The sequence below is a fragment of the Corynebacterium sp. LK31 genome (assembly GCF_014335015.1).
Taxonomy (GTDB): Bacteria; Actinomycetota; Actinomycetes; order Mycobacteriales; family Mycobacteriaceae; genus Corynebacterium; species Corynebacterium jeikeium_D.
The window spans coordinates 187,302-209,711 of record NZ_PDGW01000013.1; the positions used below are offsets into that span (position 1 = coordinate 187,302).

Genomic DNA, 22,410 nt, shown 5'->3' on the forward strand with positions numbered 1-22,410 from the left:
CGCGCCCGTGTCATAACCGCTGCCCTCGTGGCCTCGAATTGCGGGTGACTATGGCATGCTCTATTGACATGAGCGGAAAAAAGATTCGTCTGAATAATCTGGCCGAATGGAAGGCTGAGTCTCGCCCCTGGGCAATGCTGACTTGCTACGACTACTCCACCGCGCGCGCTTTTTCCGCCGCCGGTGTCGAGCTGCTGTTGGTCGGCGACTCTGCAGCAAACGTTGTCTACGGCTACGACACCACCACCGAGATCTCGCTGGAAGAAATGATCCCGCTTGCTCGCGGTGTCGTCCGGGGCGCTGGCAACGCACTTGTGGTTGCCGATTTACCCTTCGGCACTTACGAGGCCTCCGATGAGCAGGCCGTGCTGTCCGCCGCGAAGATGATGCGCGAAACCGGCGCACACATGATCAAGATCGAAGGTGGCGTGCGTATCGCCCCGCGCATCCGTGCGCTGGTCAACGCCGGCATTCCGGTCATGGCGCACATCGGTTTCACCCCGCAGTCCGTCAACGCGCTGTCCGGTTTCAAGGTCCAGGGGCGCGGTGCGGGGGCGGACCAGCTGCGTGCCGACGCCCATGCGGTAGCCGATGCTGGTGCCGCGGCCGTGGTCCTTGAGATGGTGCCTGCGGATCTGGCCACCGAGATTACCCGCGAGCTATCCATCCCAACCTGTGGCATTGGCGCTGGTAACCAGTGCGATGGCCAGGTTCTCGTCTGGCAGGATGCCTTTGCAGTTCCGGCCGATGGCCGCAGGCCGTCGTTTAGTTCGGTGTTCGAAGAGGTCGGCGAGATGCTGACCAAGGGAGCGAAGCAGTATGTCGACCAGGTGCACTCCCGCGAGTTCCCTACTGAGGCGCAGAACTTCTCGGGTTAGCTCTTCGATTCGGGGGTAGGATTAGTGGTTATGGCATCTAAGTCTGGTTCTAAGTCCAAAACTCCAACTGCGGCGTTGGAGGTGGAATCTAAGTTCTCAGCTACCCCAGAAGTGGTAGCCCCATCGTTCGATTTCGTTCCACAGGTTGGCTCCACCACCACTGAGGTGCGAAATCTCTCCGCGATTTACCTGGACACGGCGGACCTGCGTCTGACCCGGTCCAAGCACACTCTGCGTCGCCGCACGGGCGGCCCCGATGAGGGGTGGCATCTGAAGGCGCCGGGTACCGGCGGTCGCCTCGAATATGGCGTTGGCCTGGAAGAGGGCTCTGTTAACGGTGAAGGCCGCGATGCTGACTACATCGTGCCTACCGAGTTGCTTGCCCCCGTGCGCGCAATTGTGCGCAATCACCCGCTGCAACCAATCGCGCAGGTAGACAATGAGCGCCACGTCACCACGGTGTTTGCCCTCGATGGCACGCCCATGGCGGAGTTTGCGGATGATCACGTCACGGCGACTTCCTTCCTCGATGGCGGCGAAACCACTACTTGGCGTGAGTGGGAGATTGAGCTGCTCGGGGATTGGGCAAATCACCCGGACGGTAAGGCCGTAATGGCAGCGATGTCCAAGGTCGCTGAGGTGGCTGGCGCCGTGCCGTCGGAAAGCCCTTCGAAGTTGGCGACGGCGTTGGGTGACTCCATCGACTCCGCTCCCCTGCCGCCGGTTCCAGCGAAGCTGCCGAAGGGTACTCCGGGGCGCACTGTGGTCGATGCGCTGGCCGCTAACGTGGCCAAGATGGTCGAGTACGACCCGAAGGTACGCCGCGATGAGTTTGACTCGGTGCATCAGATGCGCGTCGCCACTCGTGAGCTGCGCAGTCATATGCAGACCTTCCACGGCATTGTTGTGGGCGATAAGGTCGCTGAACTGGAGGGCAACCTCAAGCAGCTGGCGGGTGTTCTCGGCGTGGCTCGTGACGCTGAGGTCGTCGCTATGCGCTGGGAGGAGCTGCTGGCCAATCGCGAAAGCGCCGCTTTGGGCGAGGAGCTGCGTGCGAATCTCGTCGAGGATGTCCAGAAGGACTACGACCGCGCTCATCAGCGCGTCATTTTCGCACTCAATTCAAGCGAGTACCTGCAACTTCTCGACGATCTCGATGAGTTCCTCGCCAATCCGCCAATTGCCGCAAATGCGGACGAGGCCGAGGCTGGGGAAAAGAAGTCTAAGAAGAAGGACGAATCGCTTGTCGACGGCGCGGAGAACGCAGACTCCGAGGATACGTCGGCAGCTGGTTCCGAGGTCGCGGCTGAGGCTGATACTGCCGCCGATGCAGCAGCTTCCACGACCTCAGACAAGGCCGAGCCGGAGAAGGTAGCGGCACCGAAGGAACTCGACACCACTGCGGTGCTGCTTGATCACCTGCGCAGCGCGTTTTCGAAGTTCCGTCGTCGCCACAACCTGGTACTCGATGGCCGCGAGGATGCTGACCTGCCAGAGGCAGATTTGGACGAGCGTTACCACGATGTCCGCAAGGCTGCGAAGAAGCTCCGCTACAGCGCGGAAGCTGCTCAGAACGCGGACCTGCCGACCGAGAAGCTCTACGCTGCTTGCAAGAACCTGCAGTCGGTTCTCGGTGACTTCCAGGACACCTGTACTGCGCGCGACTTCGTGCTGGCTCGCGCTAAGCGTGCCTCCCGTGCGGGCAGGGACACCTTCGGCTACGGCGTGCTTTACCAGATGGAGTACTACGACGGCCTGAAGGCCCTGGCTGAGTACGACGATGCCGTGGCAAAGGTTTTCAAGGCCTTCCGCAAGATGGAGAAGAAGATTAAGAAGGGCAAGAAGGCCTAAAGGCGTAGAGCCTTATTTTTCAGCTACTCCCCAGTCGTCATCTTCTTCATCCCAGTCGTCGGCCGCCTTGTTGCGCTCGGCGACTTTTTCCATGGCAGCGCGGGCTTCCTCTTCGGAATCGTAGGGGCCCATTCGGTCGTCCCAACCGGTTTTCTTTCCCTGAAACACCGTGCCCGTCGACGGCTGGTAGTACCACTTACTGCTGTTGTCGCTCACGATTTTTCTCCTCTTCCACATCGAGAACTTGTCGAGTTATCAAGCGGTTCTGTCACCGCCAACTCCACACATAAGCAAACTTGCAGAGAGGCAACCATTTGCCTGCCATGTGCGCTGCGGCGACATAAAATCCCAGTATATAGGTTTGTCACTGTCCCCCGACCCGGGTATTATCGACGGAATTGTTCACCTTAGAACACAAGCGTTGAACGCGAACACTGCACACCAGCACTATGAGTCCGATCTCTGGAGAGGTTTCACCCATGCCCGCCGCACCCGCTGTCGTAAACGACGTCTTCGATGCCGTCGGTTCTAATGCTTCAGTTGCATACGCCCCGGGTTCCATCAACCTGTTGGGTGAGGACTGCGCGTCCTCCGGCGGCATGCTCCTAGCCACCGCCATTCCGGCCTATGCTGCGGTCGGCATCGAGGAAATTGACGAGCAGCAGCTCGTTGTCGTGTACAAGCGCGAAACTACCAAGATGGATTTCCCGGATAGCGTCCCCGCCGCTTTTTCTCAGGTGCCGACCGCTGTCGCGGCTGCCATTGTCGCATTGCAACACTCGCTGCATCTCGTTCCGCGCAACAGCAACGGCCTGAAGGTCACCATTGCCTCCACCATCGCGCCAGGTCGCGGTTTTGGAGAGATTCCGGCAATTCAGTGTGCTCTCGCGCTGGCTCTCAATGCGCGTTTTGGCGACCGCGATGATGTGCCCACCCGCACGCGTATTGCCACCGCTATCCACGAGACCATGGTGCAGATTAAGGGACAGTCGTGGCCGCTGTACCCCTACACCACGGCGCTGCGCAGCCGCCCGGACAGCCTACTGTGCATCAACCACTCCGATGAGGCAGTCACGCAGACGGCGTTCCCGCAGTCGTTGGCGCTGACTGTCGCTTACTCCCCCGATGTCACCGGCGGTTCGCCCGACGAGGAGCGCTACGAGTTCTTCCAGCAAGCCTGCGCCGCTTTTGGCGTGCCGACTCTCGCTAGCCTCCCCGACTCACAGGAGCGGGTCGCGGACTGGGTGCGTGCTCGTCACGAGGTGCACCCGGACGACGAAGACATCCCGACCATCGGCCGTGCCATTCAGTGGCTTGACGAAGCCGACGCATCCTCCGACCGTGCCCGCGCAGTCATCGGCCACATCCGTCACAGCGATATTCAAGCAGCCATCGCAGGGGTTTCGCGCGATGTCAGTGAGCGTGGCTCCGCGCCGTCGGCAAGCTCTGTGCTGGGGCAGATTGCCGAGCTGACCGACACCATTGACTGCGAGAAGATTGCCCGTTGTGCGCCATGCCCGGGTGCGTCGCTGGTGATGTGGTCCCACGTCGACGACGCCGATCGGATTGCCTCCGCGCTTAACGACGGCGGTTCCGAGACCATCCGTGTGGAGAACACTGCAGCCGGCGCGGTGGTCGAGTAATAGAGCTTGTGTGAACGAGTCGGCCTATGAGCCGGATTCTGTCCCTCGGCGCTCCTTTCGGAAAGCGCCGGGTGGCGATCATCCATCTCGGTCTGCCATTGCTGACAGCCTGAAGCAGCACACCCGCGAGTATCGGACGGGCAGCCCTCAAACACTCGCGCACGCGCACGACGAAGCATGCGCGATTTTGCCTTGCTCCTGGTGGGGTTTACCTAGCCGGTGCAATCACTTGCCCCGCTGGTGCGCTCTTACCGCACCTTTTCACCCTCACCGGATCTCCACAGCTTTACGTCAAAGACATCGGCTGTGCGCCCGGCGGTCTATTTTCTGTGGCACTATTCCCGCAGGTCACCCTGGGTTGCTGTTAGCAACCACCATGCCCAGTGGAGTCCGGACTTTCCTCGACAGCGGCCTGGACACACTCTGTAAAAGAGGCGTCCGGTTCCGTTAACTGCCGCGATCACCCGGCCGGCTCGCTCGAATGGTTAGTGTACCCGCCACAACCGCAATTCAAATAACCCGCCGTGCTCGGCTGCTAACCACGCAGGTAGCTGGTGTCGTTAATCAGCCGCACCGATGTCGGCCCATCTGCGTAAAACTCCGCGATGGAGAGGCTGGCCAGGTCCAAGTGCAGGCGAGTGAAGATTTCAAAGCCGCAGCCGAGCCCCTGGCGCAGCAGCGACTTGATTGGCGTGACATGGCTGACTACCAGCACATCCGAGGCACCGAATTGTTGAGCGATGCGCTCACGCGCGGCGCTCACTCGGCTATCGACGGTAGGGAAATCCTCCCCCTCCGGTGGCGCCACGGCCGGATCCGCAAGCCAGGAACTGTGCAGCTCAGGGGTGGCGTTGTGAGCCTCGGAGAAAGTCATGCCCTCCCACTGCCCAAAGTCGGTCTCGCGCAGATCCTCTTCAACGTGGATGTCCAGCCCGAGCGCTTTGGCTGCCGCCTCTGCTGTCTGCTGTGCACGACGCTGTGGAGAGGCCACAATCGCCGAGAAACTCATGTTGCCGCTATCGACCAGCGCCGCCAGGTGACGTGCTGCCGCTTTCGCTTGCTGTCTGCCCACCTCTGTCAGGTCGGGGTTCGAACGGCTTCCCGAGTACTCCCGGCGAATCGACATTGGCGACTGCCCATGGCGCAGCAGCACCAACCGCGTGGGATCCGTAGTCGCCCCCGTCCAGCCCGGCGCGCTATCGCGCTTGTCTGCAGCCTGGCTCATCTACTTGCCTTTCACCGCTCCCAGCGTTTCCGCACGCACAATCATCGCGCCGCATTCAGGACAGAACGTCACTTCTTCCGGCGCGAGCGTGGTGAATTCATGCACGGTTCCGACATCGAGCTCCATGAAGCAGGAACCGCAGGTGCGTCCGTTCAGGCGTGCAACGGGGATTCCATTAGCAAGCGCTAGACGACGGTAAAGCTTGGCTGCCGAACCATCAATAAGCTTGTCAGCCTCCTCGATTCGGGTCTCAGCGATGGAAATGCGCGCAATGAGGTCAACCTCGGCGTCGTTAAGCCTTTGCTTGGCAGCGACGATGTCATCGTGCGCCTCATCGGCGTCGTATTCGTGCTCAGCGTCGACCTGATAGGCCTCCTGCATGCGCTCATACTGCTGGAGTTCCTGTTCAGCGCGTTCGCGGCGCCGCTTGGTGGAGCGCAGGTCGTGTTCGAGGTCACGGCGCGTGGATGCGTCTTCTGCGGCACCGAGCGACAGACGGTCTGCCTTTTCGCGGGCCTTCAGCTTGTTGATGTCCGATTCCAGCTTGGCAATATCGCGGCCGATATCGGAGGCGCTGAGCTTGGAGCGCGCTGCCTCACTGGCCTGACGGCTGTGCTTTTTGCGCAGCTCCTGCAACTCGGCACGCTCGGGCAGAACGTTCTGGCGGGCGGTGAGCCCATCCAACAGAGTTTGGTTTTCCGCCTTTTCCAACATCGCCACTTGGATTTGTGGACTAAGCCTCATGGTCTTCACTTCCTTGCCTGTGTCGACGATTCTGCCACTGTCCAGGGATCGGTGCGCACCTCAAGGACCTCGGTCGCGACCCCGAGCCTCTCGGCCAGCATGTCTGCGGCCTGGTAGCACCAGGGGAACTCGCTGGCCCAGTGAGCCGTGTCCACCACGCAGAAGTCCGCGGTCCGCAGTGTCTCATCGACAGGATGATGCCGCAGGTCAGAGGTAACGAACGCATCGACGCCCATCTTTGCCACAGTGTCCAGGAAAGAGTCACCTGAACCAGATGCGACGGCAACCGTGCGAATCATCCGCTCCGGATCGCCTGCGCCACGCACGCCCCATGCCGTTGCGGGCAGGCGCTCAGCCACACGGGCGACGAAGTCCTTAAATGGCATCGGCGTATCCAGCGTGCCCACTCGTCCAATGCCCACAGCCTGCTGCGGATCCAAGCCGGTAGCCTGATTGTCCACGATGTCGAAGGCAGGCTCCTCATACGGATGCGCCGCAACGAGAGCCTTGACAATCGCCGCGCGCACGGACCGTGGCGCGACCATCTCCAGGCGTACTTCCTCGACATACTCAATCTGCCCCTCGGCACCGATGAAGGGATTCGCCCCGCTCAGCGGGCGGAACTGGCCGCGGCCGTTAATGCGAAACGCACAGCTGTCGTAGTCGCCGATAGTGCCCGCGCCCGCCTCAAACATGGCTTGCGCGACCTTATCGACGTGATCTGCCGGAACCTTCACTGTCCAGGTATCCAAGCCGGGAGCCGGCTGCGGAGCTAGCGGCGCACCCGGTTCAACTCCGAGCACCGTGGCCAACTGGTCGTTGACACCCGGTCGGGCGCTGTCAGCGTTGGTGTGCGCTGCAAAAAGAGCTACACCTGCCCGAATCAGCTTATGAATAATCCGACCCTTCGGTGTATCCGCCGCCACGGAATTCACACCACGCAGAAGCAGCGGATGGTGCACAACGAGCATCTGAGCACCGGAGGCCATCGCGCGATCTGCAACCTCGTCAGTGCAGTCCAGCGCCAACGCGATGCGACGCACCTCATCCTGCGGGTCACCGCAGATCAGGCCAACTTTATCCCAGCTCTCCGCCAGTGCCGGCGGGTAGGCCGCGTCCATCGCCGCACGCACGTCGGCAACGGTCACCACTGCGTTATTGCCCTCGGCACGGGTCTGCGCAGAGTCCGTCATACATCCATCCCTTCAACATGCATTTCTCTCCAGCTTCTCTTCCAGCGTAGTGAACTCTGCCCCGACCCATCAGTTCTGCGACAGCAAATCCGCTACTTCCGCAATGAGCCGCCGCACACTGGTCTCGTCTCGCACAGCCAGCCGCCACCACGAACCGTCCAAACCGGCGAAGGTGTCGCAACGCCGCACGGCTACTCCGCGCGCAGCGAGCCGCTGTCTCAGGCGCTCGTGCTTGACGACGTCAACCTCCGCAGCGTCCGGACCATCATGCGTGCTCAGGGCAACCCCCGGGCGCGCCAGCACAAAGGGAGCCTTGGAATCCAACACCTGCCAGCCGGCGGCTACTAACAGCTGTGTCATAGCCTCGCGCTGCTGACCAATCTCAGCGCGGATTTGTGGCAACAGCTCTGCCTCGCGACACGCGATTGCCGCCATAGCGGTAAGTTGCAGCGTGCCCAGTGGCCAGTGCGGACGCAGTCGCCCCAACTTCGCCAGGAGCTCAGGGGTTCCCAGTGCGTAACCACAGCGCAGGCCTGCGATTGCCCAGGTCTTAGTCATGCTGCGGAAAACGATGACATTATCGGGGATACTGTTCGCTTCCCCCGGCCTGCAATCAGCTAGTGAGCACCGCCGAATAATCTCACCATCGGCGACGTCCATAAATGCCTCATCCACGACCAAGATCCCACAACGGCTGGCGAGCCCCCGCAGGTCATCCGCTGAATGAGCAACACCGGTGGGGTTAGTCGGATTGCCGATGATGACCATCCGACCGTCAAGCTGCTGGGAATGCGGGGAGGAGGCGTTCTCGTGGACGTCGGCAAGCGTAGGCGTGAGCGTGTACGGCGACGGTAGTACCAGCGAATCCACCCCGACTCCCGCGGCGCGGAACGCGGCTTCAGGTTCGGTGAACTGCGGCTGGACGATGGTGGCGGGCAAGCCCAGGTGCGGCAAGAGCGAAAAGCCCTCGGCGACGCCGTGGAGAAGCAGTACCTCGTCGGCGCTGCGATTGTGGTTGGTGGCAATGGCAGCGCGGACGTCGGCATCGAGCTGCGCAGACGGATACGCGGCAAGTTCTCCGAGGGACGTGGCCAGCGAGTCCTGCAGCCACTGCGGTGTGGTGCCGTGAACATTGACGGCAAAGTCCAGGTCAGCGCCATGGGCGGCCTGATCGCCGTGATAGCGCAGCGGGTCGTCTAACATGCCATCCAGCCTAATGACCTTTTAGGATGAACAATATGTCCACTGGCCATCGCCCCACTGTCCTTATTGATGTCGACGGCACCATCGCCGATTCTCTCCCCGCAATCGCACATGGGTTCCGCCTTGCATTGAAGGCAATTGACCACCCACTTCCGCCCGAGAGCTTTATCAACACGATCCCCGGCCCGCCAATGGTGGAGACACTCGCATCCCTCGGACTTTCCGACGAACAAGTCGACCGAGCCTTCGCTGTGTACATGGAGCATCAACACGCCGGTGCTTGGCAGCGTGCCGAGATGTTCCCCGGCTGGCCGGAGCTCCTGCGCGATTGGCGGGCAGCTGGTGTCCAACTAGCCACTGCGACGTCCAAGGGCGACTACTTCGCCCGCAAGACCCTGGACAATTTCGGGCTTCTCGACGCCTTTGACTTCATCGGCGCCGCCAGCGACGACGGCTCACGACAGACTAAGACTGAGGTCATTGAGTACACGCTCAAGGAGTTGGGCATTGAAACCGATGAAGCAGTGCGTCCGCACGGTTCGGTCGTAATGGTTGGCGATCGCATCCATGATTTTGAGGGCGCCGCACAGTTCGGCATCCCCGCCATCGCTGTTAAATGGGGCTACGGCTCGGAATCTGAGTGGGCATCGGCAGCGGCGGTGGCGTCCTCGCCTGAGGACCTGAATCGTGTTGTGCGGGAAATGTTGTATCTTTAAGACTCGTCAACGATTAGTGACAATCCTATTTTTATTTTCCGAGAAGTTTGGTTTTGCCTATTATGCTTATGAACTCGTCGCATCGTACTGAGTCCGTGTACGTCGTGTTTGTCTGCTCCGGAAATATCTGCCGCTCCCCCATGGCTGAAATCATCGTCCGTGACGCGGTTGAAGCCAATGCGCTTGCCGACGATGTCCTGCTCGCCTCCTGCGGAATCGGCGGCTGGCATGTCGGCGAACCCGCCGACGAGCGAGCACAAGCCGAGCTGGAAAATGCTGGCTACGATCCGAACCACACCGCGGCACAGCTGGGCGATGAGCACATGGATGCAACGCTTTTCATCGCCATGGATGAATCGCACATCAATGGTCTACTCCACGCTGGCGTGCCAAAAGAGAAGATTCGCCTGATGCGCTCCTTCGACCCGGCATCCCCGAAGGGGGCCGTCGTGGCCGATCCTTACTACGGAGGTCCGGAGGGATTCGTCCGCACTCGAAACGAAATTGAGGCCGCGACGCCGGGAATCATCGCATGGTTGCGTGAGACTCTGGCGCTGGCCTCTGAGCGCTAAGGTTTCAAAACAACCTTTTCTTTTGTTTTGCTGGCATTGCCCCGGTTTCGAAACGCCCAAATCTTATTCAAGATGAAGTTAGCGGGCGTGCCCAAAATAACGCCGATAAGGTTTGCCCAGTAGAGGCGGTTTCTAAAGCCGGTGGAGTCGTCGAAAATATCCACCGGCAGTGCCAGCGGCGAGGTGGGGTTAGTCAGCAGCGTGATGACTACCAGGTTCACAATCAGCGCTGAGATACCTGCAAATAAAAATGGGAAGAACTGCCTAAACCAGTTCGGGCGATTGTCAGTTCGGAAAGTCCAGGACCGGTTGAGCTGGAAGTTCCAGATGTTAGCCACGACAAACGCCAGAGTTGCATAGACGTGGGAGTAACGGATATTCCACCGCGTTCCGAACAAGTTCATAAACACGTCGTGCTCATTGGTGCCCAGACTGAGACCCAACTTGCGGGCAATAATCACGACAATCAGGTTGACAACCACACCTGTGCCGCCGACCAGACCGAACTTGATGAACTGGCGCGAGACTGTGCTGAAGCGGCGTGAAGGCGAAGATTTCGCTGTTTGCGTGCCCACCACGACACCTCTCTTTCCATCTATCCCGGGTAGATTCCCCGTCAAATACGCTCAAACAACTTTACCCGAAGTTCACTCAATCTCCGCACCGCCAACCACCAGCCGCTCTAGTGCCAGCCACAGCACCGGGTAAGCTCAATGAATGTGTTTAAGAATGTGCGCCAGTTTCTGACCCCTGGATGGGTTCTCACTGCGATTGTCGCCATTGCGTTTTCCTATCTCGCATTTACTGTTCTGGCTCCGTGGCAGTTGGGTAAGAACACCGCGACGCAGCATCGCAATCAGCAGCTTGAGCACTCATTCGAGCTCGACCCCGTAGATGTCAATGAGCTAATGCCCAAGGGCAAAGGCTTCGTCGAGGGCAACGAATGGCGTCGCGTTACCGCCACCGGGTCCTTCCTGCCGGATACCCGCGTACTATTGCGTAACCGCCCAGTAAATGGCGCACCCGCTGTCCAGGTACTCGATGTCTTCGTCGCTGACAATGGCGAAAACTACCTGGTCAACCGTGGCTTTGTACGCCCTACAGACTCCAGCACCCCCAATGTTGAGCCAGCCCCGAAGGGCACCTTGACTATCTCGGCCTTTACCCGCCGAAACGAGATTCCCGCCGAGACCGCTCCAATCGCCGGCACCCCGCCGCAGGTCTACGGAATCAATACCAAGGAAGTGTCCGAGCTAGTCGACACCGAACTCAACCCCGATTGGCTTCAGCTCTCGGACAAATCCGATGCCGTCATCGAGGCCATTCCGCTGCCCACTCTGGAGTCCGGCCCCTACCTCTCCTACGGCATTCAATGGATTTTCTTCGGCGCTCTCGTGCCGCTTGCCGTCGTCTGGTTCATTCGCGCTGAAATCGTCGAGCGCAGACGAGACCGCGCGGAGCAGGAGGAGATGGCCAAGAACCTCCGCGACGCCGAAGCCGCGGAACCAGTAGATGACGCTGATGCCACCGAGGCCGCAACACCCGAATCGGACGACGACGCCACTCCGACGCCTCCGCCGGCTAAGTCCGACGAGGATCGCGCCGCCGAGCTGCACCGTCAGCGCATGGCGCAACGCTACGGCAACACTGGCCACCGCGCCGCAGGTTATCGCGATAACCGATACGACGAGCGTTTCTAACTCTCAGCTCGCGCTTTCACGCGTCGGATACATCCGGCAATTACTGCTGCTCCGGCGCAGCTGAGCGCAACAATGTTTTGCACTCGCTTGCTCAGCCCTGCGGCACGCCGCACATCGGCCACCGCAGGCCTCCGACCACTGCCAAGCACCGGGCGCATCTCCACTCCGCTGGGATACACCGTCGCGCCGCCCAGCTGCAGCCCCAGCGCGCCTGCAGCGCTTGCCTCCACGACGCCCGCGTTTGGACTTGGGTGGTTGCCGGCGTCTCGTCGCCACGCTACCAATGCTTGACGACGGTCCGGACCTGCAACCACAGTTGCGACAGCTGTAAGTCTCGCGGGGAAGAACCCGGCGACGTCGTCAAGCCGTGCACTGGCCCACCCGAACTGGCGATAGCGAGCGTTGCGGTACCCCACCATCGCGTCGAGGGTATTGGCCGCTCGATGAGCGACCACACCAGGAGCTCCTGCAATGGCACCCCACATGAGAGTGCCGGTGACGGCGTCGGAGGTATTCTCGGCGAGCGATTCGACGGTGGCTCGGGCGATGCCATCAGCGTCGAGAGCTTTCGGATCACGCGAGCACAGCCACGGCACTAGCGCACGAGCGGCATCGATGTCACCGGAGGTGAGTCGGTCGGCCATGCGTTCACCAGTGCGGCGAAGAGTGGTGCCGCCAAGCGACACCCACGTGACAGCAGCCAGCGTGAGGCTCGGAGCGACTGTGCTGGCCGCAGCGGTTAGCGCTACCGGTGTGGCCACTGCGATGGTGGTGAAAGCTACACCGCACCCTTTGGAGTCGGCGTAGATTCGGCGCTCAAGCTTGCTGACAGCCTGCCCGTAGAGGGCCACCGGATGGTGATTGGTGGGATCTGCGAAAATGCGGTCAAGTGCATACCCCACAGCGATAGCTGCACCGCGCCGCCAGAGTTGTCGGCTCCTGGCATGTGTACGCAATCTAATCAAACTGTCCCTGTAGAACGGCTACGACATCGAGCGGCTCGCCCGCATTTGCAGCCTTGACCATTGCTTTACCGGTGGCCGCGTCGATCATCGGTTTACCATCTCCGCCGATTGCGTAGACAGGAACGCCCGCGAGCAGAGATCCGACAAAAACAATGGTGGCAAGCGATTTTGTAAAACGCACAGACCGGGAGTTTAGCACAAACAAAAATCCGCCCGGATTCTCCATTACAAGAATCCGGGCGGATTATGTCTGTGCGGCGAGAGGGTTTCGAACCCCCGACCGCTGGTGTGTAAAACCAGAGCTCTACCGCTGAGCTATCGCCGCGCTGCTGCGAAACTTTAACACACGGCAAACATAGATTGCCAATTGCGCACTACACACAGCGTTTATGCAGATTATTTCAATAGCTCGGCTAGTAGCCGATTCAAACGGGACAGCGAAAGCCGGCTAGCTAGAGCGCTGCACCAGGCAATTGCCCTGCCAATCCCCCAGACGAAGCGCCGAGGTGTTGGAGAAACCTGCCAGCTGTGCGGACTCATCAATCACGCCAGGATCAATGGCACCCGGCTGACCAGCACCCGGCGTGAGCAACCAAACGCGGCCTTCATCCTCCAAAGGGCGGGAAGCATCCACAAGACCATCGACCAAGTCGCCGTCTTCTTCACGCCACCACAGCAATACGACGTCGACAACCTCATCCGTGTCTTCGTCGAGCAGGTCTGCATCCAGGAAATTCTCGACCGACTCACTGATTGCTGAGTCACAGTCCGTATCCCAGCCAACCTCCTGGACTAGCTGACCTTCCTTGATGCCGAGCCTGCTCGCATATTCATGAGCAGCGCCTGTGGCGTTGACCACTTCCCTTTTCCTCCTCTAGAAAAAATATCCAGCTCGATTTTTCGAGCTATGTGGGGAAATTTTACCGCTCAAATACATTTTTCACAGCTGCAAAATAAGAATTTCCCCAAAAAGGTGCAGTTTTCGCAATGCTCGTCGTAAAGCGGAGCGGATTGTTCGGTGAAAGCGTGTGCAAGAAACGGCTAGGGGCACAACAAACGATTCAGACGTAGAGTGGAGAAAAATAACCTTTGCCTTTCCTTCAGGGACTGAAAGGAGCTCACAATGTCCGATACATCGTCAGGCACGCCACAAGCCCACTCTGATGAGTCAAACTTTGCCCTTATCCGTGATGGGGTCGCCTCCTATCTCACGGATGCAGATCCTGAAGAGACCAAGGAGTGGCTTGAGTCTCTCGACGGCCTGTTAGAAGAGGCAGGTCCGGAGCGCGCACGTTTCCTCATGCTGCGCCTGCTGGAACGTGCCACGGCAAAGCGCGTGGCTCTACCGCCGCTGACCTCGACAGACCTCGTCAACACCATCCCAACTGAGATGGAGCCAGAATTCCCAGGCGATGAGGACATTGAGCGCCGCTACCGCAAGTGGATTCGCTGGAATGCGGCAATTATGGTCCATCGCGCACAGCGTCCGGGTATCGGCGTGGGCGGACATATCTCTACCTATGCGGGCGCCGCACCGCTTTACGAGGTCGGCTTTAACCACTTCTTCCGCGGCAAAGACCACCCAGGCGGCGGTGACCACGTCTTCTTCCAGGGCCACGCTTCGCCGGGTATGTACGCCCGCGCATTCCTAGAGGGGCGTCTGACCGAAGAGGACCTCGACGGTTTCCGTCAGGAAGTCTCCCTCGGCGAGGGCAATGGCCTTCCCTCCTACCCGCACCCGCATGGCATGCCAGAATTCTGGGAGTTCCCGACGGTGTCCATGGGCCTTGGTCCGCTCAACGCCATCTACCAGGCACGCTTCAACCGCTACCTGCATGACCGCGGCATCAAGGACACCTCCCAGCAGCACGTTTGGGCCTTCCTCGGTGACGGCGAAATGGACGAGCCGGAATCTCGTGGCGCCATTCAGCATGCGGCGCTGAACAACCTGGATAACCTGACATTCGTCATTAACTGTAACCTGCAACGCCTCGACGGTCCGGTGCGCGGCAACACCAGCATCATCCAGGAGCTGGAGTCGTTCTTCCGCGGCGCTGGTTGGAATGTCATCAAGGTCGTTTGGGGCCGCGAGTGGGACGAGCTCTTCGCTAAGGACAAGGACGGCGCACTAGTCGACCTGATGAATAAGTTCTGCGATGGCGACTACCAGACGCTGAAGGCTAACAACGGCGCTTGGGTGCGCGAGCACTTCTTCGGCCGTGACCCGCGCACTGCCAAGCTGGTCGAGGACATGACCGACGAGGAGATTTGGAACCTCCGTCGCGGTGGCCACGACTACCGCAAGATTTACGCTGCCTACAAGAAAGCCTTGGAGACCAAGGATCAGCCGACCGTCATTCTGGCGCACACGGTTAAGGGCTATGGCCTCGGCCATAACTTCGAGGGCCGCAACGCGACCCACCAGATGAAGAAGCTGACGCTCGATGATCTGAAGCTTTTCCGCGATAACCAGCGCATTCCGATCTCCGACGAGGAGCTGGAGAAGGATCCCTACCTGCCGCCGTACTACAACCCGGGCCCAGAGTCCGAGGAAGTGCAGTACATGCTGGAGCGCCGCAAGGAACTCGGCGGTTTCGTGCCGGAGCGTCGCACTAGCTACGAACCACTGACAACGCCAAAGCCGGAAACCCTGAAAAACCTCCTCAAGGGATCAGGTAAGCAAAAGGTTGCCACCACTATGGCGACGGTGCGTGTTTTCAGGGACCTGATGCGCGATAAGGATCTCAAGGACCGCTTCGTGCCTATCATCCCTGATGAGGCCCGCACCTTCGGCATGGACTCCTGGTTCCCGACGCTGAAGATCTACAACCCGCACGGCCAGAACTACACTCCGGTCGACCATGAACTGATGCTGTCCTACAAGGAAGCGAAGGACGGTCAGATTCTGCACGAGGGCATTTCCGAGGCGGGCTCTGTGGGGTCGTTTACCGCTGTCGGCTCGGCGTACGCCACCCATGGCGTGGCCATGATTCCGCTCTACATCTTCTACTCGATGTTCGGTTTCCAGCGCACGGCTGACTCCATTTGGGCCGCTGGTGACCAAATGTCCCGCGGCTTCCTGCTCGGGGCGACAGCTGGCCGCACGACGCTGACAGGTGAAGGCCTGCAGCACATGGACGGTCACTCCCAGTTGCTGGCGGCTACGAACCCGTCGGTGGTCTCCTTCGACCCGGCATTCGCCTACGAGATTGCCTACATCGTCTGCGATGGCATTGACCGCATGTACGGCCCGGAGCGCGGCGAAGATGTCATTTACTACCTGACTATCTACAATGAGCCGACTTCGCAGCCGGCTGTCCCAGAAGATCTCGATGTCGAGGGGCTGCTTGGCGGTATCTACCGCTTCCGCAAGGCCGAGGGCGACAAGCATGTCAACCTGCTGGCTTCCGGCATTGGCATGCAGGAGGCGCTGCGTGCCGCAGACATCCTGGAAGACTACGGCGTGGCTTCCTCGATTTACTCGGTGACCTCGTGGAATGAGCTGGCTCGCGATGGACACGAGCGTGACACTGAGCGTCTGCACAACCCGGCTGAAGAGGTCGAAGACGCCTTCGTAACCCGCCAGCTGTCCGACACCGATGGGCCATTCATCGCAGTGACTGACTTCCAGCGTGCGGTCCCGGAGCAGATTCGCAAGTGGGTTCCAGGTGACTACACCGTCCTCGGCACCGATGGCTACGGCTTCTCGGATACCCGTCCGGCCGCTCGCCGCTACTTCAACTCCGACGGCGAGTCAGTCGCTGTTGCGGCCCTGGCCGCACTGGCACGCGCTGGCAAGCTCGACAAGAGTGTCGCCCAGGAAGCAGCCGAAGAGCTGCAGATTACCGACCCAACCGCAACCACTCAGGACGCTGAATAATGACCTCTAGCCTTGGAGATCAGCTCAGCGCCCTATTGGGCACACAGGTCACCGGAGCCGGTGACGCTGACGATGCCTCTCTCAATGCAGCGAACGCGGGCTCGAAGAAGGGTTCCGCCGACGCTGACCTGCCCGCAGGTCTTCACGGAGAGGTCGCGGCAATCGTCAAAAAGATGGCTAACGACGAGGTGGAGTCCCTAGAGCTCCCCACTCCGCTGACCGACTACGGCTTTGACCGCTTGAGCGTCGTAGAGTTGGCCGTCCGCTGTGAGGAAGGGCTGGGAGTCCGCATTGAGGACGAGGACATTCCCTCGTTTAAGACCCTTGGCGATGTAGTTGACTACATCGCCGCCCGGCGCGGGTAGAGCTGCAGCACGTTAGCTGCCTCTACCCCGCCGAGGTCTGCGTTGCCAGCGGTCGAGTTGCCGCTGGCACTGTCGGGTCCGGCAGGGGTGGACGTCGTAAAGCACTCTTCGGGGGCGTAGCCTGCCGTCATCATGCGCATCGGCTCTAACACGCGATCCCACGGCCCGCCGATGGCCGCGTCGAGGGCGCCTGCGATGTCGCCGCCGCGTGCCATGATGGAACGCAGCGCATCCTCGTTGACCACGATGTTTCCGGCGGCATCGGTCTGTCCGGCGAAAGTCCCCAGCTGCGGGGTATGACAGTAGCGCATGCCATCGATGGCGGAGCCGTCATCATCCACGGCTGGGTCTTGCGCCAGCTCGAAATAGAGGCGGGGCCACCTAGCCAGGTTGTCCACCAGTGTGGCGATGGTGTCAGCACTTGCAGTGAAAGGCACCTCGGCGCACAAAGTGGCATCCTGGTCGGTCGCACGCCAAATATCCCGGCGTGGCTTCGTGCCATCGGGCATGCTGAGTCGGGCCAGCGCCCACGTGATGTGTGGTTGCAGCGGCCCTGGCATGCTGTGAATCCACAGAACGCCTGAAAGTTGGGTGCGCATAGACGAAGGTCCTCGGAAAAGTTGCGGTCAATTGGTGTAAGACGAGATTCGTCTTCCCCTACGAACTCATCCAACGACACTTGCCACACTGCAGAAAAAAGCACTGCGGTAAAACAACACTTCTGAGGTTTGCGTTGCACGTGTTTATGATTGTTATTTCCGAGACGGCTGCTGGCAACCCTCAAGTTGTCCTTAATCCCCCAGATGTGATTTAACGCTGAGACGAAAAATCGGCGCCGCAAGCGACGCCGGCTTACTCCACATCCCCTTAATCCTCAGCGTGTTCTTCCAGCTCACTCCAGAGTTCGTCGTTGAAGTCGGCCCATAGAGGCTTTGCCCACTCGCCGAAATCTCGGTCGGTCAGCGCGATTGCCGCCCGTCCGGTTGGACGATGCAGCCACAGGAATGTGCCCGCTTGCCCAAAATGGCCTGCGACATCCTTGGGCATCGAGGCACCAAACCACAGCCCCTGCTTGGAATCGGGGTGCCCGAAGATTTCAAAGCCCAGGCCCCAATCGGCCGGACGTTGCATACCATAGCCAGGCACAACACCATTCAGCCCCGGGAACTGCACCGTCAACGCCTCAGTCACGGTATCGGGATGCAGAAGAGTCGGGGCGAGAATCTCATCGACGAAGGCCATGAGATTAGCGACGCTGCTACGCGCGCCATGCCCTGCCGATCCATCCAGCACGGAATCTGACATCCCCAGCGGCTCAAACACGGCCTGGCGCAGGTATTCACTAAACGGCATGTCTGCCTCCGCAGCGATGGCATCGGCGATGATTTCAAAGCCCGCGGAGGAGTAAATGCGCCGCTCCCCTGGTTCTTTTTCCAGCTCACGGCTGGCAAACCTCACCCCGCCGGCGTGCGCCAGAAGGTGACGCACAGTCGCGCCGTGACCGGGTGGCGTGAGCTCTTGGTCGAGCTCCACCGCGCCCTCCTCGACGGCCACAAGCATGCCCACAGCGGCCAGTAACTTGGTCACGCTAGCGAGCTCAAAAACGCGACCGCTATCACCGTGGGTATGCCAACTGCCATCGTCGGCACGCACGGCAGCCGCGACCGTGTCAACTGGCCACTGATCAACTTGCGCAAGAACAGAGGGCTTCCAAGAAGTCATGTCCTCAAGACTACGCAAGCGTGGCGGACTCGGATTTTTCGGCGGACTCGGACTTCTCAGCAGGCGCGTCTGCAGACTCGTCGGCTGGCGACAGGTCGGCGTTGGCGCTGGCGTCCCACTCGTCCTTGTCCCAGATTCCCGCACGCTTTGCGACGACCAATGGGACCACGGCCTGGCCAGTGACGTTCACCGCGGTGCGTCCCATATCCACAATCGGCTCAACAGCCAGCAGGAGGCCGACGCCGGCAAGTGGCAAGCCGAGAGTCGACAGAGTCAGGGTCAGCATGACGGTAGCGCCGGTGGTGCCAGCAGTTGCAGCCGAACCGATAACGGAGACGAAGATGATGAGCAGGTAGTCCGTGAAGTCCAGCGGTACCCCGTAGAACTGCGACACGAAGATAGCTGCGATAGCCGGGTAAATGGCAGCGCAACCATCCATCTTCGTGGTAGCACCCAGCGGCACTGCGAAAGAGGCGTACTCATCCGGCACTGCCAGACGACGCGAGACAACGCGCTCAGTGACCGGCATGACGCCCATCGACGAACGAGTAAAGAAGCCGAGCGAGGTCACTGGCCAGACGCGACGGAGGAAGTCGATTGGGCTAATGCCATGAATCTTCAGCACAACTGGGTACACAACTGCGATAACCAGGAACAGGCCAATGTAGATGGCAATGGCGAACTTGCCCAGGCTGCCAAGTGCTTCCCAACCGTACTCAGCGACAGCATGACCGATCAGAGCCGCAGTACCGATTGGTGCCAGACGGATAACCCACCACAGCACCTTCTGCACGATGGTCAAAAGAGAGCCGGAGAACTCGATGAACGGTTCAGCCTTCGGGCCGACCTTTACTGCGGCAATACCGAAGACAATCGCGATGACCAGCAGCTGCAGGACGTTGAAGTTCAGCGAGCCGGATACAGCACCGTCAGATTCGCTGATCTTCACACCAAGGCCGAGGAAGTTCTGCGGGACAATGCTCTGCAGGAATCCCCACCACGACCCCACAGAATCCGGTTCCTGTGCAGCCGAGGCATCGACGCCGGAGTTAACGCCCGGCTTGATAAGCAAGCCCAGGCCAATGGCAATAACCACCGATACAAAGGATGTTATGGCGAACCAAATAAGCGTCGAAACAGCCAGCTTGGCTGCGCCTGCGACCTGGCGCAGGTTGGCAATCGACACCACGACTGCGGTGACCACCAGCGGCGGAATGAGCAGCTTCAACAGCGTGACGTAGGTACTGCCGACCTCGTCCAGCGCTGTGCGCAGCGAGGAGTCATCGCCAGTACTGCGGGCCATGAAGCCCAAAATGAGACCAATAATCAGGCCATAGACAACTTGGGCACCGAAGCCGGTCGCCCATTTAAATTTATTCACTTTTCCTCCTGGAGTTTTATTTCTCTGAAAACACTTGTGCCGCGCCTTATGCCGTCTGACAAATGCGCGCGACGGGATCCGAGGCCGCTGAGCTCAGCCTCGAAGAGACAGGCGCAGCGAGGCGGAAGCCCCGAAGTGTTTAGCGACAGGAGGAAGTGGAGATTCGGCCGTAATCGAGCCAACGCCGCTTTGTGAGCATTTTCATGTTGGTCATTTCTATCTAGCAAGTCCGGTTAAGAGACAAACGATAAGACTGCCACGATTGATGTTGTGACACCAATTTCCAACACGGCCCCTCACCCGAATATTCCACATCGCTAATTCGACTTCTCAGCCTGCCTGCGCAACTGCAGTACCTTCAGCGAGCAGAGGAAGCCAATAGTCAACGCGCCGACAGCGGAATACAGCGCAAACTGCGTGGCATGTGCAAACGCATTTGTCAGCGGCACCAACACACCGTCGGGAGCACCCTGCGCACGCAGACCAATCAGCATCGAGCCAGCGGAATCCTTCAGCCCCTGCCCCATCTGCTCCAGGCCCGGCGACAGCTTCGCGATCTCACGATCCAGCCCAATCGTCAGCGCCATACCACCGAGCGCAGCACCGAGCGCCGAACCAATCTGCCGAATCGTCGACTGCGTTGCCGATGCCTGCCCCGACAGCCGCACCGGAATATCACCAAGCACCAACGAGGTCAGCTGCGCCGATGCCAGACCAAGACCCAGACCGTAGACAATCAATGCAAACACAACCAGCCACAGCGGCAGGTCAACGCGCTCTTCGGCCGCCAACTGCAGCGAACCAAAGACCTCGAGACCAAGGCCCACAATCACCACACCGGCCGGGGTAATCCGAGCTGCCAGATGACGCGCCATGGCACCTGCGAAGAACGCACCGAGAGCCATTGCTGCCAGGACCAGGCCGGTTGCGATCGTCGATAAGCCAATCGCCGACACCAAGTAGAGCGGCAGCACGAAGACCAGCGCGAACTCACCCACCGCGACGAGCATCGCCGTGGTATTCCCCCAGCTAAACGTGGCGTAGGAGAACATCGACACGTCCAACAGCGCAGAATCCGCGTTCTTCCGACGACGGTTTTCCCACAGCACGAAAGCGACAAGCACCACCGCACCAACCAAGAGCGTGACGACGGGTGCGGAGGGAAAAGCAAACCCTATCTTGGCGCCTTGAATGATGCCGAAGACCACGGCACCAAAGCCAATTCCAGACAACACCAGGCCAAGAACATCGAAGCGACCCGCGCCATTGGTATCGCCTGCGGTGTTCGGCACCCAGCGCAGCGCAAGGACAAAAAGCACGACGGCGATAGGCACGTTGACCCAGAAGATAGCTTCCCAACCAGCAAACTGCGTAAGCACGCCACCCAGGAGTGGGCCGACTGCTGCAGCACCAGACATGACCGCACCCCAGATGCCGAATGCGGTGGCACGATCTTTATCACGGAATAGTGCGTTCACGCTGGACAGTGTTGATGGCAGAATGCACGCGCCGCCAATGCCTTGGATGACGCGGGCAATGACCAGTGGCGCCAAGGCTGTGGAAAGTGCGGCCACGACGGAGCCGACCGTGAAGATGACCAGACCGACGAGAAAAAGCGTTCGACGGCCGAAGCGGTCGCCAGCGCGGCCAGAGGTCAGGAGTAGTGCGGCGAAAACGACGGAGTAGATTGTGGTGATCCACTGCGCGCCCACGATGTCGAGACTCAGCTCCGAAATGATGGTCGGCAATGAAACACCGACGATGGTGCCGTCCAGGACGATCATGCCGAGGCCAACCGCGAGCACGAGCAACCCCCACCATCGCTGTGGTGAGGCCGCGAACTCAGCGATCTGATCCTCGTTGGCGATTGCCATGACGGGGGTGCCCTTCGCTTTCGCTGTGGCACCGGCTTGTGCGTCGGCTGAGACGTCGGCGCTGCTCAAGGGAGGTTTTGTACTCATAGGATTAATGCTAGAAGTGTCCAAGCACTGATTCATCAACCGAAAGTCGTAACTTTGCGGGGGCTTTGGTTCGTTGAGGATGGGGAGGCAGCTTGCTTCATCCCGCCCGGGAGAGGAGGTCATTGAGAACGAGGGACAGATTCATTGGGCCTGTGTAACTGCTCCCAGAGTCGCTGGCTATAGGGCTTTTATCACCGCACGGTGGCAGATTGCTATGATGCTATGAGGTTTTGGGCATTGGTTCATAGTGCTTAATTGTCACTTCATAGTGCCCAATCCTTGCCCCTATAGCTCAGTCGGTTAGAGCAGAGGACTCATAATCCTTTTGTCGCAGGTTCGAGCCCTGCTGGGGGCACGATGTGAAGTCTCGCAGCATTCTTGACAGTGTGCTGTGGGACGTTTCCGCTTCCC

Annotated in this window: 20 protein-coding genes, 2 tRNA genes, 1 other RNA gene and 1 pseudogene; 9 read left to right on the forward strand and 15 right to left on the reverse strand. The window is 59.9% G+C overall.

What is annotated here, in order from left to right:
- The first annotated feature begins 68 nt into the window (after positions 1 to 68).
- Positions 69 to 878 carry a 3-methyl-2-oxobutanoate hydroxymethyltransferase gene (panB, locus tag CRD18_RS05925; protein ID WP_224783789.1) on the forward strand — a complete coding sequence of 270 codons (810 nt, stop codon included), beginning with the start codon at positions 69 to 71 and terminating at the stop codon, positions 876 to 878.
- 30 nt (positions 879 to 908) lie between these two features.
- Positions 909 to 2,729 carry a CYTH and CHAD domain-containing protein gene (locus CRD18_RS05930; RefSeq protein WP_049189595.1) on the forward strand — a complete coding sequence of 607 codons (1,821 nt, stop codon included), beginning with the start codon at positions 909 to 911 and terminating at the stop codon, positions 2,727 to 2,729.
- A 12-nt stretch (positions 2,730 to 2,741) separates the two neighbouring features.
- Here the strand turns inward: CRD18_RS05930 and CRD18_RS05935 are convergent, their stop codons facing one another.
- A complete protein-coding gene (locus CRD18_RS05935) occupies positions 2,742 to 2,945 on the reverse strand; it encodes an SPOR domain-containing protein (RefSeq protein WP_016423068.1) in 204 nt (67 codons plus the stop codon).
- A gap of 263 nt (positions 2,946 to 3,208) precedes the next feature.
- Between CRD18_RS05935 and CRD18_RS05940 the strand changes: the two genes are divergently transcribed.
- Entirely contained in the window at positions 3,209 to 4,372 is a 1,164-nt protein-coding gene (locus CRD18_RS05940; RefSeq protein ID WP_049170173.1) for a galactokinase family protein, read from the forward strand.
- Positions 4,373 to 4,383: 11 nt separating this feature from the next.
- On the opposite strand, the gene rnpB is transcribed toward CRD18_RS05940, so the two are convergent.
- From rnpB to cobC, 5 genes and pseudogenes are all read right to left on the reverse strand, one after another.
- An RNA gene (gene rnpB, locus CRD18_RS05945) (RNase P RNA component class A) lies at positions 4,384 to 4,848 on the reverse strand.
- A 59-nt stretch (positions 4,849 to 4,907) separates the two neighbouring features.
- Positions 4,908 to 5,573, reverse strand: a pseudogene (locus CRD18_RS05950) (histidine phosphatase family protein); the annotation flags it as partial.
- A 24-nt stretch (positions 5,574 to 5,597) separates the two neighbouring features.
- Entirely contained in the window at positions 5,598 to 6,341 is a 744-nt protein-coding gene (locus CRD18_RS05955) for a zinc ribbon domain-containing protein (protein ID WP_049189597.1), read from the reverse strand.
- 5 nt (positions 6,342 to 6,346) lie between these two features.
- Complete coding sequence (locus tag CRD18_RS05960) at positions 6,347 to 7,534, reverse strand: Nif3-like dinuclear metal center hexameric protein (RefSeq protein ID WP_187406592.1); 1,188 nt, start codon at positions 7,532 to 7,534, stop codon at positions 6,347 to 6,349.
- 69 nt (positions 7,535 to 7,603) lie between these two features.
- Positions 7,604 to 8,737 carry an Rv2231c family pyridoxal phosphate-dependent protein CobC gene (gene cobC, locus CRD18_RS05965; RefSeq protein ID WP_049170167.1) on the reverse strand — a complete coding sequence of 378 codons (1,134 nt, stop codon included), beginning with the start codon at positions 8,735 to 8,737 and terminating at the stop codon, positions 7,604 to 7,606.
- A gap of 35 nt (positions 8,738 to 8,772) precedes the next feature.
- Between cobC and CRD18_RS05970 the strand changes: the two genes are divergently transcribed.
- Both CRD18_RS05970 and CRD18_RS05975 read left to right on the forward strand, forming a co-directional pair.
- Positions 8,773 to 9,453, forward strand: a complete 681-nt coding sequence (locus CRD18_RS05970) for an HAD hydrolase-like protein (protein WP_049170165.1) — start codon at positions 8,773 to 8,775, stop codon at positions 9,451 to 9,453.
- Between the two features lie 68 nt (positions 9,454 to 9,521).
- Positions 9,522 to 10,025: a low molecular weight protein-tyrosine-phosphatase gene (locus tag CRD18_RS05975; protein ID WP_369707166.1), complete on the forward strand. Its 504-nt coding sequence runs from the start codon at positions 9,522 to 9,524 to the stop codon at positions 10,023 to 10,025.
- Here CRD18_RS05975 and CRD18_RS05980 read toward each other — a convergent pair.
- Positions 10,022 to 10,603: a GtrA family protein gene (locus CRD18_RS05980; RefSeq protein ID WP_042388795.1), complete on the reverse strand. Its 582-nt coding sequence runs from the start codon at positions 10,601 to 10,603 to the stop codon at positions 10,022 to 10,024. The genes CRD18_RS05975 and CRD18_RS05980 overlap by 4 nt on opposite strands.
- A 135-nt stretch (positions 10,604 to 10,738) precedes the next feature.
- Between CRD18_RS05980 and CRD18_RS05985 the strand changes: the two genes are divergently transcribed.
- Positions 10,739 to 11,725: an SURF1 family protein gene (locus CRD18_RS05985; protein WP_187406593.1), complete on the forward strand. Its 987-nt coding sequence runs from the start codon at positions 10,739 to 10,741 to the stop codon at positions 11,723 to 11,725.
- Here CRD18_RS05985 and CRD18_RS05990 read toward each other — a convergent pair.
- From CRD18_RS05990 to CRD18_RS06005, 4 genes are all read right to left on the reverse strand, one after another.
- Positions 11,722 to 12,681: a cobalamin biosynthesis protein gene (locus CRD18_RS05990; RefSeq protein WP_255498627.1), complete on the reverse strand. Its 960-nt coding sequence runs from the start codon at positions 12,679 to 12,681 to the stop codon at positions 11,722 to 11,724. The genes CRD18_RS05985 and CRD18_RS05990 overlap by 4 nt on opposite strands.
- 1 nt (position 12,682) lies before the next feature.
- Positions 12,683 to 12,871, reverse strand: a complete 189-nt coding sequence (locus tag CRD18_RS05995) for a hypothetical protein (protein WP_150961035.1) — start codon at positions 12,869 to 12,871, stop codon at positions 12,683 to 12,685.
- Between the two features lie 72 nt (positions 12,872 to 12,943).
- Positions 12,944 to 13,015 (reverse strand) — tRNA-Val (locus tag CRD18_RS06000).
- A 123-nt stretch (positions 13,016 to 13,138) separates the two neighbouring features.
- A complete protein-coding gene (locus tag CRD18_RS06005; RefSeq protein WP_005511050.1) occupies positions 13,139 to 13,549 on the reverse strand; it encodes a DUF3052 domain-containing protein in 411 nt (136 codons plus the stop codon).
- Positions 13,550 to 13,813: 264 nt separating this feature from the next.
- Between CRD18_RS06005 and aceE the strand changes: the two genes are divergently transcribed.
- Entirely contained in the window at positions 13,814 to 16,570 is a 2,757-nt protein-coding gene (aceE, locus tag CRD18_RS06010; RefSeq protein WP_016423080.1) for a pyruvate dehydrogenase (acetyl-transferring), homodimeric type, read from the forward strand.
- Positions 16,570 to 16,935 (forward strand): acyl carrier protein, encoded by a 366-nt coding sequence (locus CRD18_RS06015; protein ID WP_083308422.1) that lies wholly within the window; start codon positions 16,570 to 16,572, stop codon positions 16,933 to 16,935. The genes aceE and CRD18_RS06015 overlap by 1 nt, the downstream gene beginning before the upstream one ends.
- Here the strand turns inward: CRD18_RS06015 and CRD18_RS06020 are convergent.
- From CRD18_RS06020 to CRD18_RS06035, 4 genes are all read right to left on the reverse strand, one after another.
- Positions 16,911 to 17,534, reverse strand: a complete 624-nt coding sequence (locus CRD18_RS06020) for a DUF3145 family protein (protein ID WP_070603002.1) — start codon at positions 17,532 to 17,534, stop codon at positions 16,911 to 16,913. The two genes, CRD18_RS06015 and CRD18_RS06020, sit on opposite strands and share 25 nt — an antisense overlap.
- A 268-nt stretch (positions 17,535 to 17,802) precedes the next feature.
- Positions 17,803 to 18,657: a serine hydrolase gene (locus CRD18_RS06025; protein WP_049189602.1), complete on the reverse strand. Its 855-nt coding sequence runs from the start codon at positions 18,655 to 18,657 to the stop codon at positions 17,803 to 17,805.
- A gap of 10 nt (positions 18,658 to 18,667) precedes the next feature.
- Positions 18,668 to 20,038, reverse strand: coding sequence for a dicarboxylate/amino acid:cation symporter (locus CRD18_RS06030; RefSeq protein ID WP_070827476.1), 1,371 nt, complete (start codon positions 20,036 to 20,038; stop codon positions 18,668 to 18,670).
- A gap of 317 nt (positions 20,039 to 20,355) precedes the next feature.
- A complete protein-coding gene (locus tag CRD18_RS06035) occupies positions 20,356 to 21,999 on the reverse strand; it encodes a DHA2 family efflux MFS transporter permease subunit (RefSeq protein ID WP_083324593.1) in 1,644 nt (547 codons plus the stop codon).
- Between the two features lie 281 nt (positions 22,000 to 22,280).
- Here CRD18_RS06035 and CRD18_RS06040 point away from each other — a divergent pair.
- Positions 22,281 to 22,354, forward strand: a tRNA-Ile gene (locus CRD18_RS06040).
- Positions 22,355 to 22,410 lie beyond the last annotated feature (56 nt).